Source organism: Pedobacter roseus (genome assembly GCF_014395225.1).
Classification (GTDB): Bacteria; Bacteroidota; Bacteroidia; order Sphingobacteriales; family Sphingobacteriaceae; genus Pedobacter; species Pedobacter roseus.
Genome location: NZ_CP060723.1, coordinates 2,997,890 through 3,017,134, shown reverse-complemented (window position 1 = coordinate 3,017,134; position 19,245 = coordinate 2,997,890). Strand labels below are relative to the sequence as shown.

Genomic DNA, 19,245 nt, shown 5'->3' with positions numbered 1-19,245 from the left:
TATTAAATGAACTGGATTCTGATTTCTTTAAGCTCCTATTTTAGTTGAATGCAGGTACTAAAAGTGATGAAAAATCAAAATATGTATCTGATTGATCAGATTGTGTATTTCACAGACTAGGTTTCGCTCTTAGCTTTATAGTGATAACAAACTGGTAACCAAATATTAAATTTATGACAAGGCTTACGCTCACCTGTCTTTCATGGAAAGAAAGGATCAGCAATATAATTGATTTTAGATCAGTTAATCGCTGTTTGCCAATTAACTACAATTTCAACTTCCAAATTAGGAAATGCAGGTACCTGCAGATTTAAGCTATTCACACATCGTGCTGTAAGAAACACCAGCGCATTATAATTTAAATTGATCATTTTACTAGCATAAGTAATTCAATAGTGAGCATTAACTACGCTGAAAATTATTGTATTACAGAATAACTAATCAAACCAAATTAACCAAATATGTACAAAATGTTTACTGCATTTATTTGCGGCAGTGCCTCCTGCTGCCCATATAAATTCAAAATTACCAGGAGCCTGGTCACGCTATTGCTCATCGCTGCAGGTACTCAAACTGTTAGTTCAAAAGAACTGATTATTTATAACCCTCATACTTCCAGCTTTTTACCTGATTCATCAAAATCTGTTGTTTTTTCAGCTGCTATATTGAAAAAGGAAATAAGGGGAACAGTAAGAGATGCTGTAGATGTAATGGCAGGGGTTTCAGTAATCATAAAGGGAACAACTAAAGGTGTAACCACGAACCTGAGTGGAAAATATATACTCGATGTGCCGGATGAAAATGCAGTGCTTGTTTTTTCAATGGTAGGCTATAAAAGCCAGGAGATCGCCGTTAAGGGCAAAGACGTTATCAATGTAACACTGGTAGAATCGAATAATACGATGGATGATGTGGTGATTGTAGGCTTCGGTACGCAAAAACGGACAGATCTTGTGGGATCTGTAACCACCATTTCTACTAAAGACCTCAAAGTACCATCGAGTAACCTTACCACAGCTTTGGCAGGCCGCGCGGCTGGTATTATTGCGTATCAGCGCAGTGGCGAACCCGGGCAGGACAATGCCGACTTTTTTGTTCGCGGAGTAACCACTTTCGGCTATAAAACTTCTCCGCTCATCCTCATTGACGGAATGGAGCTCACCACTACTGATCTGGCCAGGCTCCAGCCCGATGATATTTCTAGTTTTAGTATTATGAAGGATGCTACTTCAACAGCTGTTTATGGCGCCAGGGGGGCTAACGGAGTCATACTGGTCACCACAAAACAAGGAGTGGTTGGGAAATCAAAACTGTCTTTCCGATTAGAAAATTCGGCTTCTGCACCCACTACAGATGTTGAACTTGCTGATGCCATTACCTATATGAAACTTTCCAACGAATCCATTCTGACCAGAAACCCGCTGGGTACAGTTCTTTATCCTGAAGAAAAGATCGAAAATACCATATTGGGTAAAAATCCGATTGTATATCCTTCCAATAACTGGAAAGAAATGCTTTTCAAAGATTACACAATGAACCAGAGGGCAAACCTCAGCGTGAGTGGCGGGGGTGGTGTAGCGCAATATTATGTTTCAGGATCTTACAATAAAGACAATGGCATACTTAAGGTAGATCAAAGGAATAATTTTAACAACAATATCGATTTGAAGAGTTATACACTCCGCTCTAATGTTACCATTGATGTGACCAAATCGACCCAGATGATTGTGAGGTTAAACGGCAATTTTGATGATTATACCGGCCCTATAGATGGTGGTGCCGAAATGTACCGGAAGGTAATGCGGTCTAACCCGGTGCTGTTTCCTGCTTTTTATCCTAAAGATGATCAGCATCAGTTTGTAAGGCATATTATGTATGGTAACTACGGTGCTGGCAATTACATTAATCCTTATGCCGATATGACCAAGGGTTATAAAGATTACTCCAGATCACTGATGCTGGCACAGCTGGAGCTTAAACAGGACCTTTCGGGACTGGTAAAAGGTCTTTCATTCAGAACAATGATGAACACCAACCGCAGCTCCTTTTTTGATGTGAGCAGGTTCTATAATCCATATCTCTATACCTTAAGTGGTTATGATCAGTTGAGCAATACTTATAAGGTGAATAACATCAACGAAACCTCGGCTACCGAATATTTAGGTTATCAGGAAGGTCCAAAAACGGTAGAATCTACTTTTTACCTGGAATCTATGCTGAATTATAACCGTCAGTTCAAAAAACATGGTTTAAGTGGGCTTTTTGTGTATATGATGAGACAAAACCTGGTTGCGAATGCAGGTGATCTTCAACTGTCTTTGCCTTTCAGGAACCTTGGGGTATCGGGCAGGGCAACCTATTCTTATGATAACCGCTATTTTGCCGAATTCACTTTTGGGTACAACGGATCCGAAAGATTTGCCGAATCACAGCGTTTTGGTTTCTTTCCATCGGGAGGCGTGGCCTGGACGATTTCCAACGAGGCATTTTTTAAGGATCTTAAGCCCATTGTATCCAATCTGCGTTTAAGGGCCACTTATGGTCTGATTGGTAATGATGCTATTGGATCGCCTACTGACCGCTTTTTTTACCTTTCGAACGTAAATATGAACGATGGCTCAAAAGCTGCTTCTTTTGGCAATGGCATTGGTACTGCGCCATATACCGTAAATGGAGTAACTGTTTCGCGATACTCCAATCCGGATATTACCTGGGAAAGGGCAACCAAGCGAAACCTGGCATTAGAAATCGGTCTCTTTAACCGGTTAACCGTACAGGCCGAGTATTACGATGAGGTACGTAGGAATATTCTGATGACCCGTTCTGCGATACCGGTTACCATGGGCGTATCTGCACCTGTAAAGGCAAATGTAGGGGAGGCCACCGGCAGGGGAACGGATATTTCGATGGATTACCAACAATCGCTCAGCAATAAGATCTGGTTTTCGGCCAGGGGTAACTTTACTTATGCAAGCAGTAAATTTAAGGTTTTTGAAGAACCCCAGTATAAAGAAACCTATCGCAGCCGGATTGGTTACTCGCTTAATCAAACATTTGGATACATTGCCGAGCGCTTGTTTATCGATGATCAGGAAGCTGCCAATTCGCCTAAACAGAATTTTGGGCCTTATGGAGGAGGTGATATCAAATACCTAGATGTAAACCGCGACGGACAGATTACCGAGGCCGATCAAGTGGCCATAGGAAACCCCTCAGTGCCGGAAATAACCTATGGATTTGGGTTTTCACTCGGCATCAAGAGTTTTGATTTCTCCGCCTTTTTTCAAGGGCTTGCCAATGAATCATTTTGGGTTGACCCGGCAGCAACATCTCCTTTTGCTCCATTTTACTACAATGATGCAGAGAGAGGATCAGGAATTCAGTATAGTAATCAATTGTTAAAAGCATATTCAGAAAGTTATTGGTCTGAGGATAAACGGGATGTACATGCGCTTTGGCCAAGGCTTAGTTCAACAGTGAATGCAAACAATACACAAACCAGTACCTGGTTTATGCGCGATGGTTCCTTTTTAAGGCTAAAACAGATCGAATTTGGCTATACCCTTCCGAAAAAACTACAAAACAGGATAAGGGCTTCTAATTTCAGGGTTTATGCCAATGCAACTAATCTTTTAAACTTTAGCAAGTTCAAACTGTGGGACGTAGAGATGGGAGGTAATGGCCTCGGCTATCCTGTACAGCGGGTTTTTAACCTGGGCCTCAACTTATCATTCAATTAACCTGGCCTAACTATAACTATATGAAAAAATATATCACCAGCCTTACTTTAGCACTGGTTGCAATAATAATATTGGCATCCTGTAAAAAGTATTTAGATGTGGTTCCGGATAATGTGGCCACCATTGATAATGCATTTACCATGCGAACCCAGGCAGAAAAATACCTGTTCACCTGTTTTTCTTATCTGCCACGCGATGGTAGTTTAAATGATGATCCTGCTTTTTCCGGTGGAGACGAGATGTGGCAGATAGAAGGACGAAAAGCTTATTTTGATATGGCTAAAGGTCTTCAGAACAAAGTATCGCCCCTGGGAGACCGCTGGCCGGTATTGTACCGTGGAATCAGGGACTGCAATATCTTTCTCGAAAACATTGGTAAAGTACCCGATCTCAGTGAGACAGAAAAGTTGCGATGGATTTCGGAGGTGAAATTTTTAAAAGCCTATTATCATTTCTACCTCTTGAGGATGTACGGACCAATTCCATTAGTACGCGAAAATTTACCTATCGATGCCGACATCAACCAGGTGAAAGTACTCCGAAACCCTGCTGATGAATGTTTTGCCTATGTTGTACAGTTGATTAATGAGGCAACACCTGGATTACCCCTCACTATTGCCGATCCCGGCCGTGATATGGGAAGGATTACACAACCTATTGCTCTTTCACTTAAAGCGCAGGTGCTCATCACAGCTGCAAGCCCTTTGTTTAATGGCAATACTGATCAGATGGGGATTAAAAACCCCGACGGTACAGCCCTGTTCAATACCGTTTATTCGAAAACGAAGTGGGATTCGGCCGCTGTGGCTTGTAAAAAGGCAATAAGCATTTGCCATAGCGTGGGAATAAAACTATTTAAGTTCGTTCCCGACGCAGCAACACCAAATTTATCGCAGGCCTTAAGAACGCAAATGAGTATCAGAAACAGTGTTGCACAGAAATGGAACAGCGAAATTATCTGGGCCAATACACAAAGTAATGCTTCTGGCTTACAAAGCCTGATATCTACCTGGTGGGACCCTGCTTTACTTGATGGAACTACGGCTCATGGAGAACTTTCTCCACCATTAAAGATAGCCGAAATGTTTTATACCCAGAACGGTGTACCGATAAACGAGGATAAAAGCTGGAATTACGAAGAGCGTTATGGCATTAAAACGTCAAGGCCCGAAGATAAATATTATCTAAGGGCAGATTACACCACGGCCAACCTTCATTTTAACCGTGAACCAAGGTTTTATGCCGATCTGGGTTTTGATGGTGGCATTTTTTACGGACAGGGAAGATATGATGATGCAAACCCTTCAAACCTGTTTTACCTGGAAGCGAAGTTTAAGCAGCGGAATGGTTTCGGAAAACCCGATTTTTCGACAGTTACAGGTTATTACATTAAAAAACTTGTCCACTACCAGAACGTAATTGGTTCGGGAAACAGTTATACCGTTAATGCCTATCCGTGGCCGATGATCCGCTTGGCAGATCTTTACCTGATGTATGCAGAGGCGTTGAATGAATCAGAAGGACCTGTAGCGGATGTTTACACTTACCTCGATTTGGTCAGGGAGCGTGCAGGGCTTAACTCCGTGCAGTCATCATGGACCAATTTTTCTACCAATCCCGATAAATTCAGGTCTAAGGATGGACTGCGGACAATTATTCACCAGGAACGGCTGATTGAGCTCGCTTTTGAATCAAAGCGTTTCTGGGACCTTCGCCGGTGGAAAACTGCTGAAGACGAGTTGAATATCCCGATAAGGGGTTGGGATTTAGGGCAGCAGCAATCTGCTGCATATTATCGTCCTACGGTTATTTTCAATCAAACCTTTGGCATTAAGGATTATTTCTGGCCTATTAATGAAAGTTATATTGTAACCAACAGAAACCTTGTCCAAAATCTTGGATGGTAACTTTTTAAAGCTAAAAAAACGAATATGAAAAAAGCATATTATATACTTATCTGGGCCTTTGTCATCGGTCTTTATGGCTGCGGAAAAGATGAACGGTTAGATTATACCGACCCTAATGCGCCAGCACCAGCCCAGGTTTCGGCAGTAAAGGCAACGCCAACTGCCGGTGGGGCAACCGTTACTTATACACTTCCTTCAGATCCGAATCTATCTTATGTAAAGGCTGTTTATGAAATTCAGCCTGGGGTTTCACGCGAAGCAAAATCTTCTATCTATGCCAATAGCTTAGAACTGGTTGGTTTTGGTGATGAGCTCAGCCACGAGGTTAAATTGTACAGTATCGGAAAAAATGAAAAAGAATCGGCCCCAGTTTCCATATTTGTACAGCCAAAAACACCACCAGTAAGGTCGGTTTTTTCCAACATAAAATTAACCGAAACCTTTAGCGGGGTAAATGTGGTTTTTCAAAATCCCGATAAGGCTAATCTTGCAATTGTGGTGATGGTTGATAGTACCGGTAAAAATACGTGGTCGACCATTAATACCCAATACACCAATGCAGTTGAGGGAAATTTTTCAGTACGTGGGTTCAAGTCCGAAGAGCGGAAGTTTGGTGTATTTGTCCGCGACCGCTGGAACAACAAATCAGATACCTTGATTAAAAAACTCACCCCGAAATTTGAAATCGAGATACCTAAAAACCTGTGGACGAATTTAGATCTGCCTAACGATCAGAAAGGTGTTGCCGATCCGGCTTTTAAGGTCGAATATATCTGGGATGGGAAATGGGCATCATTGGGAAATCAATGTTATGCATCGCCAAATGCATCGGTTCTGCCACAGTCGCTTACGATAGATTTAAAACAAAAAGTGCTGATGAGCAGAATTAAGGCACATCAGGCACCTAATACCCATATTTACGTGGGTTCGGCCTTCAAAACTTTTGAACTCTGGGGATCTAATGCGCCAAATCCGGATGGCAGCTGGGACAGCTGGCAAAAATTAGGAACTTTCAGATCATTTAAACCATCAGGCTTGCCTTTGGGGCAAATGAGCGATCAGGATAGGAATTATGCCAACTTTTTGGGAGAGGATTTCGACTTTGATACACCACCACCAGCCGTGCGTTATATCCGCTGGAAAACCACAGAAACATATAGCAGTACAGGCCAGGTAGTTATTGCAGAATTAAGGTTGTTCGGACAAATTGTGCCATAATAGCTGCTCAATATTGGGAACCATTAATAATAATAATACATTATGAAAAAGAAATTTAATAATAGATTGGTGCTTTTTTTCTTGCTTGTTGCTTTGGCCGCATGTAAGAAAATGGATAGTACTTTTAAACCGTTTATTGTTCCCGGTGGACTTACCTATACCGGAAAAGCAACCTCGCCTGTGGTTTTTGCCGGGCGCAACAGGGTTAAGATTGCCTGGCTTAGGGGGGCAGACCCCAGTGTAACCAAAGCAAAGGTTTTTTGGAACAATTATGCCGATTCGGTAAACGTTGCTATCCCGGCAACTGGCGATACCATTAGTACAATTATTGAAAATCTGATGGAAAAATCTTATTCCTTTATCATTAAAACTTATGATGATAAAGGAAATTCCTCGATTCCGTTAGAACTGTTGGGAAAAAGTTATGGCAGCAGGTATCAGGCGCAAATCCTTACCAGGCCGGTAACAAAGTCGTTAATTGATGCAAATGGTGCCATTATTATCGAATGGGGCGCCGCCAACCGGGCAGGAGGGGCAATTGCAACCGAAGTAAGCTATACAGATGTTTCAGGGCAGGTGCAAAAAAAACGCTACTCTACTGCTCAGGCTTCTTCAAAAATTCTGGATATTAAACCAGGAACAACTTTTAGTTACAGTACCGTATATCTTCCGGATACGTTAAGAAGCATTGATACTTTTTATACCGGTTCAACTGAAATTAAACAGTTTCTTTTTAGTAAAGATACCTGGAGTATCCAGGCATTTTCCAGCCAGCACGATGCCAGTACGGCCAATCGGGTATCTAATATCATAGATGGCGACCCGGCCACACGTTGGCACACGTTGGTTAATGCTGCCTCAGCCTACCCACATTTTGTAACCATTGATATGAAAGGCGAAAAATCGATTACCAGTTTTACCATATACAGGGCCAAAGATGATGTTAGGGGCGTAAATACATTTAAGCTTTCTTTAAGTAAAGATAATGTCAACTGGGTTGATTATGGTCCTTACACCTTTGATCCGTTGACCAATAATGGTCAGTTTTATGGAATAACCGGATTACCTAAAGCCAGTTATTTCAGGTTTACAGGCCTTACAGGAGCAGAAAAATATATGGTGATGGGTGAAATAGATGTTTTTGGCCTTAAATAGCGGGGCCATGCTGTTGTTTGATTTTTCAGCTTGCAGATGATCTTCTCTGAATTAGAAACTTTAAAGTGTAAATGTATTTTGGTCAATGAATTTATGGCCGAACATGGCGGATTTTCCCCCGCCATGCGGCCTTTTTTTGCCCAATCGAGCAAGCGTATAGATGAAGCCTATGCCATGTGTAACATAAAACTGCTGAGGGCAATTAGCAGCGATATTGATTATCAGATCATCAATCACATGCCTTTTTCTATGGCTTTGAAAATGAGACAATTCCTAAAGGATGAGCCCGGTGCAGATTTCCATGCGATTGAAATATTACAGACAGAAACCATTAAAAAAATCCTTCTGGCGGAAGAAATTGCTAACGGAGAAGAATATTGGCTGGTACATAATTATTTAAATAAGCCTGAAACTAATCCGGTTAGGGAAGAGGAGGCTCAAAAACTGAATATTCTATTGTCCGCATTTCAAGGGGTTTAATTTAATTATGGTAGCATTTTCAGATACCCTTAAATGTTGAGATGAGAAAGCAGAAGATTGCCGTGGTGCGCGGAGTACATTCTTGATGAATGACCAAAAATCAAATTGTGTATTCGAATTATCAGATCATATATTTTCTGATGGTTTTTAATGGTTAATTTTAGCGCCAGCGATCAGCCAAATGGTCGTTTGCTAACCAAACTGAAACTTAGCCGGATGGAAATTACTTTAACCCTTCTCACTTAGAGGTGTTTGAAATCATTATCCGCATTTTGTACTATGAGACAAACCAAAACCTTTATTGCTGCTGCCACTAAAAAAGTACTGATCGCATTTGGATTAACCTGTATGCTTACCCAGCTTTATGCGCAGGTAAAGGTAACCGCATTAAAGTGCGAGTACCGCGAAAATCCGCTCGGAATTGAAACGCTAAATCCAAGACTGAGCTGGCAATTACGATCGCAGCAACAAAATGTACTGCAAACTGCCTACCGTATTTTAGTTGCAGATAATGCAGCATCGCTTGCAAAAAATATTGGCAACGTATGGGACAGTAAAAAGGTGCTTTCAGATGCTTCCATTCAGATCAGATATAATGGTGCCAAACTTCAGCCCACCAAAGTATATTATTGGAAAGTGATGGTGTGGGATAACCACAAAAATGTCTCTGCATGGTCTGTTCCAGCTAACTGGCAAATGAGCCTGTTGGGCAATTGGAACGGAGCCAGCTGGATTGCTTACGAACGCCTGGCTGATAACCAACGTTTTCTTCCCGCTCAGGGTGATAACAATCCCGTTAAGAATAAGGTACTTCCGATATTGAGAAAGGAATTTACGGTTAAAAAAACAATAAAAAGGGCTACCGTTTATGTGGCTGGTCTGGGGCATTTTGAGCTGAGTTTAAATGGGCAAAAGGTTGGAAATCACTTTATGGATGCTGGCTGGGTAGATTACGAAAAACAGGCACTTTACGTCACTTTTGATATTACTAAAGACTTAAAACAAGGCAATAATGTATTCGGGATGATGCTTGGAAACGGCTTCTATTATGTTCCTGACGAGCGTTACCATAAACTCACTGTTGCCTATGGTTATCCAAAGATGATTTTACGCACATCAATCGAGTTTACCGATGGCTCAACAGAGAATATCATCAGCGATGATTCATGGAAAGCTACAACGGGCCCGGTAACCTATTCCAGTATTTATGGTGGGGAAGATTACAATGCCATGCTCGAACAAACTGGCTGGAAAATGTCTGGTTTTAATGATTCAGCCTGGAAGAATGCGCTAGTGGTTGATGGCCCTGAAAAACTCACCTCACAAACCGCAACGGCACTTAAAATATTTGATACTTTCACTCCAAAAAAAATCAGTCAGCCTAAAAAGGGCGTTTGGGTATACGATTTAGGGCAAAATGCATCGGGTATTCCAAAACTGATTGTAAAAGGGAAAGCTGGAGATACCGTAATTATGAAACCTGCAGAACTATTGGCGAATGATGGAACCATTACTACACAGCCCATTGGAACCCCTGTTTTCTTTAAATATACCCTTAAAGGTTCTGGAACAGAAAGCTGGCAACCGCAGTTTATGTATTATGGTTTCCGGTATATCCAGGTAGAAGGCGCAGTACCCGAAGGACAACCAAACCCCGATCACCTTCCTGTGGTAACCGGTGTTTTTGGCTTGCATACCCGAAATTCGGCCGCAACTATTGGTTCTTTTTCGTGTTCAAATGAACTTTTTAACAAAACCTACAAACTGATCGACTGGGCCATCCGGAGCAATACATCAAGTGTATTTACCGATTGCCCTCACCGAGAAAAGCTGGGCTGGTTAGAAGAAGCACATCTGGTAGGTCCGTCTATCCGTTATAATTATGATATCGCAAGTCTTTGCAGAAAAGTGGTTAAGGATATGATCAACGCACAAACGCCGGAAGGCCTGGTAACCAGTACCGCACCTGAATATGCAAGGTTCGGCGGCCCTTTCCGCGATTCGCCAGAATGGGGAAGTAATTCGATTATTATGCCCTGGTACATGTATGAGTGGTATGGAGATCAGGATGTACTGGAAGAAGCTTACCCGATGATGAAACGGTATTTAGCTTATCTGGAGACCAAAGCAAAGAATCACATCCTTTCTCACGGATTGGGTGACTGGTACGACATTGGACCTAAAGAACCAGGGCCATCGCAGCTTACTCCAAATGGAGTAACTGCCACGGCCACTTACTATTACGACCTGACACTGATGGCAAAAATAGCCATATTGTTAGGCAAACCCCTTGATGCCGACGCTTATCAGGAACTGGCTATTAAAGTAAAAAAAGCCTACAATACTACATTTTTTAAAGATAAAACTAAACAATATGCAGGCGGAAGCCAGACCGCAAATGCAGTATCGGTTTACATGGGATTGGTAGAACCTGAAAATAAAGCTGCGGTGATTGAAAATATTGTAAAAGAGCTTAAAGGCAGAAACAATACCTTAACTGCCGGGGATATAGGTTATCGTTATTTGCTCCGCGTACTGGATGATGCTGGCCGTTCAGATGTTATTTATGATATGAACAACCGCTCTGATGTGCCAGGTTATGGTTATCAGCTGGCCAAAGGGGCTACTGCACTTACCGAATCATGGCAGGGAGCAGAAAATGCATCCAACAATCATTTTATGCTCGGACATTTAATGGAATGGTTTTACAGTGGTTTAGCAGGAATCCGGCCTGCTGCGCATTCAGTGGGTTTTCGCCAGATCGATATCCGGCCGGAAGTGGTGGGCGATGTGAATGCTGCAAAAGCGGAGTATGTATCGCCTTATGGACTCATTAAAAGCGAGTGGAAATTGGTTAACGGAACATTTGAGTTAAAAACTGTGATACCGGCCAATACAAGCGCTACCGTTTATCTGCCTGCAACTTCGGGCTCGCGAATTACTCAAAATGGAAAAAACATTGCTTCTAAACAATTAAAAGAAGGTAAGGTGTTGGTTGAGGTAGGTTCTGGTGAGTATGTATTTACGGTGAAAGGTAAATAAATTGTTAGAGATTAGTAACCTAAGTTTGTCATTCTGAGTGGAAATTTATCATAAAAAATCAATATAGATGATGTTTGCAGCGCCTTAGGTTTTGGAAATAAATGTCAGTATTCCATGGCGTGCAACAGTCCCGCTATTTGTTCCAGCCGATGAAGAATCGGCGTTCACTGCTATCGGGTTTATAATGAAAGCTTTGTTCTCCTAATATACCTGGCAAGCCAATCTTAGAGCTAAATTATTGCATGAAAAAATAATGTAAATTATATAATTGATTGATTTTTAGCTATTTAATAGACCAAACGGTGGCGGAAATTTATTTCATAAAAATCAATATGATTCACAGCGAGATTTTAGCGAATTGATAGGCTGCGAAGAATCGTGATTGCTGAAGTTTTTTTGGATCTGTTAATGGGTAACACAGCTAAGAATCTGTTCCACAATACCACCATTCTTTATCAGCGAAAATTATGAGTTTATGTCGTTTTATTGTTACCTTACAGATCCATTAACCAAACCAAATATTTTTTCGATTAAAATGCGTTTTAAAATCATCCCGATCTTATTGCTGATCTGTAATTTTGCTTATGCACAGCAAACGCAACTGCAATTTTCGAGACTTGATCTTTCCAACGGACTTTCTAACAATCAGGTAAACGCCATTTACAAAGATACGCAAGGTTATATGTGGTTTGGTACCATGGCCGGCCTTAATCGTTACGATGGTTATCAGTTTAAAGTTTTTAAGCACAATGCCAGAGATCCGAAATCACTAAGCGATGATTTTATCAATGGCATAAGCGAACTTCCGGACGGAAAACTCTTGATTGATACACGGGCGGGTTTAAACATTTTTGATCTCGAAAAACAGCAATTTTCTCATGATATTGACGCTCATTTTAAAAGTCTCGGCATACCGACTACAAAAATAACAGGTACTAAAAAAGACAAACTTGGCAATTTCTGGTTCAATGCTGGTGCAGAAGGTGTATTTATTTACAATTCCCTTAAAAAAACAATACTTCATTTAAAATGTGCAGACGGTAATCCAAATGCACTGGGCTCAGCGCCAGTCACCCATATCCAAAGCGGTGCAGATGGCGATATGTATGTTTTACATACAGACAAGTCATTCGAACATTTAGCGATCAGCACCGTAAAAATCAAAGCCCGCTATTATGGAATTAAACTGAAATATAAAGCTGATTTTAAGCCCCTGCGCTTTTTTATCGATAATAAAGGAGTGGTTTTTATCTGGAGTTTTAATGATCAGGAAGGGTTAACTTATTATCAGCCAGAACTTAATGTAGTGAAATACCTCAGCCAAAAAGCAGGAGGCTTAAATAATAATCTGGTAACCGGGGTAATTCAGGATGAAAATGGCGCAATATGGATCAGTACCGATCATGGTGGCATCAATATTTTAAATAAAGAAACGCTTAAGGTAAATTATGTGCAGAACAGGGAAGACGATCCGAAAACCTTAAGTCAGAATAGCATTGTGAGTCTTTATCAGGATAATGTTGGCATTATCTGGGTGGGTACTTTTAAAAAGGGAATCAGTTATTACCATAAAAACATCATCAAATTCCCGCTATTCAGGCATTTGGCGTCTGATAACCGGAGTTTGCCTTATGATGATGTAAACCGCTTCGTGGAAGATGAAAATGGCAATATATGGATCGGCACCAACGGGCAAGGGCTTATTTATTATAACAGAAAAACACAAAGTTTTAAAAGTTACAGGCATCAGGCCAATAATCCCAACAGCATCAGCAACGATATTGTGGTCAGCTTATTTATTGATGATGAAAAAAAACTCTGGATCGGGACTTATTTTGGCGGCTTAGACTGTTTTGACGGGCAGAATTTTAAAAATTACCGTCACAGCACTGGTAATGCCAATAGCATTGGTGATGACCGGATCTGGGATATTATTGAGGGCGACGACCGGAAACTCTGGATCGCTACCCTGGGCGGAGGTGTTGATGTACTCGATCGATCAAAAGGTATTTTTTCGCATTATAAGGCTTATTCATCTGCAAATAGTGTGGGCTCTAACTTTATTACGGCGCTATTAAAAGATAAATATGGTAATGCTTATATCGGCACCTCATCCGGTTTAGATTTTTGGGAGAAAAAAACCGGTAAATTCAAACATTTTATTGCAGATCCTCACCTTAAAAACTCACTCAGTAACGGCAATGTGTACGACATTTTAGCCGATAGTTATGGTTTCATCTGGGTAACCACCAGAGATGGACTGAACCGCTATAATCCAGTAAATAATCAGTTTGAGGTGTTCAGGGTTGATAAAGGACTTTCTGATAACAACACCTTAAATATTCTTGAAGATAAAAACAAAAACCTCTGGGTAAGTACTACCAGGGGTTTGACGTTTATCAAAGTAAAAAAAACGGCTAAAGGTTTTGCTTATACTTTTAGAAATTACGATCAGCAGGATGGTTTACAGGGGAGGGAGTTCAATGTAAATTCGGCATATATGACCAAAAGTGGCGAACTGATATTTGGAGGAGCCAACGGCTTTAACCTTTTTAAGCCAGAAGACATCAGAACCGATCATACGAAACCGGAAATTGCCCTTTCTGACTTGCAGATTGCCAATAAAAGTATTGCTGTAGGTGAAGAAGTAGATGGTGAGGTAATTTTGGATAAAACCTTAAACAGTACGCCAAACCTATCTTTAAACCATAAAAACAATGTTATTTCGATTGAATTTACGGCATTAAACTACTTTAATCCCGATAAAATCAGGTACAGGTACATGCTGGAGGGTTTTGATAAAACCTGGCAGGAACCTTCAGGCAATTTACGAAGGGCAACCTACACCAACCTCGATCCAGGCTCGTATGTGTTTAGGGTTTCTTCTACCAATTCGGCAGGCGATTGGGTTCCGAACGAAAAAAGAATTTCTATCAAAATATTACCACCCTTTTGGAAAACGCCATTGGCCTATCTGCTTTATTTTGCATTTGCCGGGGCTGTACTTTTCCTGATCAGGCGCCGTGGTATCCAAAAATTGAAACGCGAATTTGCATTGGAGCAGGAGCGCCACGAAGCCAAACGCATGCACGACCTCGATCTGATGAAAATCAGGTTTTTTACCAACGTAAGTCACGAGTTTCGTACGCCTTTATCGCTGATCATTACTCCAATGGAGAAACTGATCAAACAAACGGACGATGAAGGGAAAAAACAGCAGCTGCAGATGATTCATAGAAACGGACGGCGTTTGTTGAACATGGTTAACCAGTTGCTGGATTTTAGGAGAATGGAAGTGCAGCAGCTAAAACTGGATTATAAACTCGGTGATGTGGTCGATTTTATCAAAGACTTAACTTATTCCTTTACCGATATAGCCGAAAAGAAAAATATTAAATTCCATTTCGAATCGGAGCTTACCAGTTTGATTACCGCTTTTGATTATGATAAGATAGAGCGTATACTGTTTAATCTGCTTTCTAACGCATTTAAATTTACACCCGAAAGTGGGGCGGTTAATGTTTTATTAAGTTCAGCCCTAAACGAATCTAATCAAACCTGTCTTTTAATCAGCGTTAGTGATAACGGGATCGGTATTGAGGCAGATAAACTAAACCGGATATTCGACCGTTTTTTTCAGAGCGACATCCCAGGTTCACTTGTTAACCAGGGCAGTGGAATAGGTTTGTCCATTACCAAAGAGTTTGTACGCTTGCATGGTGGCGAGGTTTGGGCCGAAAGCAAAGTAGGTGAGGGATCTACCTTTACCGTTAAAATTCCTTTTGATGAGGCAGACGTAACCATTGTAGAAAACAGTAAGCTAAGTTTTACGGTTAAACCGCCTTTAAAGGAAATAACCGAAGAAAATAATCCTGTTACCCTTTCCGGATTCGATAAAAAACCAGTGCTGTTGCTGATAGAAGATAATGATGATTTCAGGTTCTACCTGAAAGATAATTTGAGCGAATTTTATCAGATTTACGAAGCAGCGAACGGGAAAGAAGGGTGGCAAAAGGTTTTGTCGGTTCATCCCGATCTGGTGGTGAGCGATATCAGTATGCCCGAAATGAATGGTATTGATTTATGTAAAAAAATTAAAGGTGATGTGCGCACGGCAGATACCCCTGTAATATTGCTCACCGCGCTTACAGGCGAAGAAGTGCAGCTTTCTGGCCTCGAAACCGGTGCCAACGATTATGTAATGAAACCTTTTAACTTCGAAATCCTGCTCTTCAAAATCAAAAACCAGTTAAAGCAGTTAGCGTCTTCGAAAATCAAATATAAAAAGCAGGTTGATATTAGTCCTAAAGCAGATGAAATTGAATCTGTTGATGAAAAATTTATGAGGCAACTTTCGGCACTGATCGAAACCAATGTTTCCAATGCCGATTATTCAGTAGATCAGCTCAGCCAGGAAATGAACATGAGCCGGGTAAGCCTTTATAAAAAAGTATTGCTGTTAACCGGAAAATCTCCGGTAGAATATATCCGTTTTTACCGCCTCAGAAAAGCGACCCAGCTTTTAAAAAAATCGCAGTTAACCATTTCCGAAATTGCTTACGAGGTGGGTTTCAACAACCCAAAATACTTCACCAAGTATTTTAAGCAGGAGTTTAACATGTTGCCATCGGTATACATTGCTCAAAAATCCATCAAAAAGTAATTTCTGTATTCTTGTAAAGTGCTGTTTTGTAGGGTGTTTTATGTTGGGTTAACATTTGCATACCTATTCTTAAACATTTGCATACCACGCTTATTTCGGTAGCCCTTTACCTTTAGCTTATTAAATAACCAAATATTCTGCGGCACCATTTAACACTGGTTGCCTTATAAGCTTTATGAGAAAATATTATTCCTTCCTAAGTACAGTTGTATTTTTATTTGCCTTTCCTGTGTGCGCTTTTTCGCAAACCATTCATTATCAAAAAACCGATAATGGAATCATTGTGCGTCCAGGTATTAATAACATTGCCATTGGTAAACAGATTAAAATAGAAGTCATCACCGATCAGATTATCCATGCCGTAATTACACCAGGTGATCAATTTTCGCTTGAACCCAGTTTGATGGTTCTTCCGGTAAAATCTAAACCAGAGTGGACAGTTACTGAAAATGCAGACGGAATCAGGCTGACCACAAAATCACTATTGGTAAAGGTTGATATTCACTCAGGTCAGATTCAATACCAGGATTTAAACGGAAAAAATATACTCGAAGAGAAAATACAAAATGCAAGATCTTTCAAAGCCGTTTCTAACGATGGAGAAGCAGGCTATCAGATTACGCAGGTTTTTAATTCGCCAAATGATGAGGCGCTTTATGGCTTAGGACAACATCAGGACGACATGATGAACTACAAAGGCAAGCAGGTTCTGCTTCTTCAGAACAATACCGATGTAGCGATTCCTTTTCTACTGAGCAGTAAAAACTACGGTATCCTTTGGGATAATTACTCCATCACCAAAGTGGGCGATGTACGGGATTACCAACCACTATCAAGTTTGCGACTATTTTCTAAAGATGGCGACCAGGGTTGGTTAACCGCTACCTACAGCGATCAGAAAAAAAATGCGGCAAGCATTACAAGAGCTGAATCGGATATCGATTATTCTTTTTTAAGTGATATGAAAAAATTCCCCGACAGCTTTAAAATGGCCAACGGAAAAGTACTTTGGGAAGGCAAAATATCATCTGGATATACAGGCTTGCAACACTTTCATGTTAAATATGCCGGTTACATTAAAATCTGGATTAATGGAGAGCTGTTGGTAGATAAGTGGAGACAGGCATGGAATCCGGGTACTGCTGTTGTAGAAACAGAAATGCAGAAAGATAAAAAGTACGACATTAAAATAGAGTGGATTCCTGATGGTTCAGAATCTTACCTGGCGATAAAATGTTTAACCCCAATACCAGAAGGTGAAAAAAATCAGTATGCTTTTTCTTCAGAGGCCGGAGATGAAATTAACTATTACTTTGTTTCGGGAGCCAATGCCGATGAAGTGATTAGCGGTTATAGAACCCTTACCGGTAAAGCAGTGCTGATGCCAAAGTGGGCCATGGGCTTTTGGCAGAGCAGAGAAAGGTATAAAACCCAGGAAGAGCTTTTGGGCGTGGTGAAAGAATTTAGGGACCGTAAAATCCCGATTGATAATATTGTGCTCGATTGGCAGTATTGGAAACCCGATAGCTGGGGAACGCATGAATTTGATAAAAGCCGTTTCCCCGATCCTGATGCGATGATTAAAACCCTGCATGAAACCTACAATACCCGTTTGATGATTTCGGTTTGGCCAAAATTTTATTCCGGCAATGCCAATTACGACCTGATGAACAAAAATGGCTTTTTGTATAAACGCAATATTGCCGATGGAAGAAAAGATTGGTTAGGCTATCCATCTACTTTTTACGATGCCTTTAACCCGGAAGCCCGTGGCTTGTTTTGGGACCTGATGAACAAAAACCTTTACAAAAAAGGAATAGATGCCTGGTGGATGGATGCTACCGAACCGGATATCCATTCTAACCTGCCTATCGAAGAAAGAAAACAGCTGATGACGCCAACATTTTTAGGTTCTGCTACGAAATATTTCAATGCTTTTCCACTTCAGAATTCGAAAGGCGTTTACGAAGGGCAACGGAAAGCTAATGCGAACGATAGGGTATTTATTTTAACAAGGTCTGCTTATGGTGGTCTGCAAAGGTATGCAGCAGCCACCTGGAGCGGCGATATTGCCTCCCGTTGGGAAGATATGAAATCGCAGATTTCGGCAGGAATCAATTTTTCATTGTCCGGCCTTCCTTACTGGACCATGGACATCGGTGGTTTTTCAGTAGAACGCAGGTATGAAAAACCAGATGCAGCAGATCTGGCCGAATGGAGAGAACTCAATACCCGCTGGTACCAGTTTGGTGCATTTGTTCCCTTGTTTAGGGGGCACGGCCAGTTTCCGTTTCGCGAGGTTTACAATATTGCACCAGCCGATCATCCGGCTTACAAAAGCATTTTATTTTACAATAAACTGCGCTACCGTTTAATGCCCTACATCTATTCATTAGCAGGAAATACCTACCAAAAAGATTATACCATTATGCGTGGCCTGATTATGGATTATGGAGCAGACGAACAGGTTAAAAACATTGCCGATCAGTATATGTTCGGTCCTTCGCTGCTGATTAATCCGGTGTATAAATATGGCGCCACCAGTAGAAAAGTGTATTTACCAAAATTAAATGGCTGGTATGATTTATACACGGGCGCTTATGTTAAGGGTGGACAGACCATCAACGCTAAAGCGCCTTACGGCCAGATGCCTGTTTATGTAAAAGAGGGTGCTATTATTCCTTATGGACCTGAAATTCAGTATACAGCCGAAAAACCTGCCGATCCGATTACGCTTTATGTGTATACAGGAAAAGATGGAACATTTACACTTTATGAAGATGAAGGTTTAAACTACAACTACGAAAAAGGTGCTTTTTCTACCATTGAGTTTACCTACAGTGAAAGTGCTAAAACCTTAACCATTGCCGATCGTAAAGGGACATTTAAAGGCATGTTAGAAAACAGAACATTCAATATTATACGCATTACGCCTAAAAAGGCAAAAGCTTTAAATTTTAATCAAACACCGGATAAAACCATACACTACACCGGCAAACAAACAATAACCAAATTTTAACTAACCAGATTTATGAGACAA

The 19,245-nt window shown here is 41.0% G+C and carries 8 protein-coding genes; all 8 read left to right on the top strand.

The features are described from left to right. The first annotated feature begins 470 nt into the window (after window positions 1-470). Window positions 471-3,740: a SusC/RagA family TonB-linked outer membrane protein gene (locus tag H9L23_RS12390; protein WP_187595249.1), complete on the top strand. Its 3,270-nt coding sequence runs from the start codon at window positions 471-473 to the stop codon at window positions 3,738-3,740. Window positions 3,741-3,760: 20 nt separating this feature from the next. Beyond that, complete coding sequence (locus H9L23_RS12385; protein ID WP_187595248.1) at window positions 3,761-5,647, top strand: RagB/SusD family nutrient uptake outer membrane protein; 1,887 nt, start codon at window positions 3,761-3,763, stop codon at window positions 5,645-5,647. 24 nt (window positions 5,648-5,671) lie between these two features. Then, a complete protein-coding gene (locus H9L23_RS12380; protein WP_187595247.1) occupies window positions 5,672-6,865 on the top strand; it encodes a DUF5000 domain-containing lipoprotein in 1,194 nt (397 codons plus the stop codon). 42 nt (window positions 6,866-6,907) lie between these two features. Continuing rightward, window positions 6,908-8,020, top strand: coding sequence for a DUF4998 domain-containing protein (locus tag H9L23_RS12375; protein ID WP_187595246.1), 1,113 nt, complete (start codon window positions 6,908-6,910; stop codon window positions 8,018-8,020). A gap of 36 nt (window positions 8,021-8,056) precedes the next feature. Then, window positions 8,057-8,500, top strand: a complete 444-nt coding sequence (locus tag H9L23_RS12370) for a hypothetical protein (RefSeq protein ID WP_187595245.1) — start codon at window positions 8,057-8,059, stop codon at window positions 8,498-8,500. Window positions 8,501-8,779: 279 nt separating this feature from the next. Continuing rightward, window positions 8,780-11,542: a glycoside hydrolase family 78 protein gene (locus tag H9L23_RS12365; RefSeq protein WP_187595244.1), complete on the top strand. Its 2,763-nt coding sequence runs from the start codon at window positions 8,780-8,782 to the stop codon at window positions 11,540-11,542. 475 nt (window positions 11,543-12,017) lie between these two features. Further along, window positions 12,018-16,205: a hybrid sensor histidine kinase/response regulator transcription factor gene (locus tag H9L23_RS12360; protein ID WP_246474929.1), complete on the top strand. Its 4,188-nt coding sequence runs from the start codon at window positions 12,018-12,020 to the stop codon at window positions 16,203-16,205. Window positions 16,206-16,380: 175 nt separating this feature from the next. Next, on the top strand, window positions 16,381-19,224 hold the full coding sequence (locus tag H9L23_RS12355; RefSeq protein ID WP_187595243.1) for a TIM-barrel domain-containing protein: 2,844 nt from the start codon (window positions 16,381-16,383) through the stop codon (window positions 19,222-19,224). Window positions 19,225-19,245 lie beyond the last annotated feature (21 nt).

Coding starts and splice junctions, on each gene's coding strand:
- H9L23_RS12365 (WP_187595244.1), top strand. CDS start 8,780: ATGAGACAAACCAAAACCTTTATTGCTGCTGCCACTAAAAAAGTACTG.
- H9L23_RS12360 (WP_246474929.1), top strand. CDS start 12,018: ATGTCGTTTTATTGTTACCTTACAGATCCATTAACCAAACCAAATATT.
- H9L23_RS12375 (WP_187595246.1), top strand. CDS start 6,908: ATGAAAAAGAAATTTAATAATAGATTGGTGCTTTTTTTCTTGCTTGTT.
- H9L23_RS12370 (WP_187595245.1), top strand. CDS start 8,057: ATGATCTTCTCTGAATTAGAAACTTTAAAGTGTAAATGTATTTTGGTC.
- H9L23_RS12390 (WP_187595249.1), top strand. CDS start 471: ATGTTTACTGCATTTATTTGCGGCAGTGCCTCCTGCTGCCCATATAAA.
- H9L23_RS12380 (WP_187595247.1), top strand. CDS start 5,672: ATGAAAAAAGCATATTATATACTTATCTGGGCCTTTGTCATCGGTCTT.
- H9L23_RS12385 (WP_187595248.1), top strand. CDS start 3,761: ATGAAAAAATATATCACCAGCCTTACTTTAGCACTGGTTGCAATAATA.
- H9L23_RS12355 (WP_187595243.1), top strand. CDS start 16,381: ATGAGAAAATATTATTCCTTCCTAAGTACAGTTGTATTTTTATTTGCC.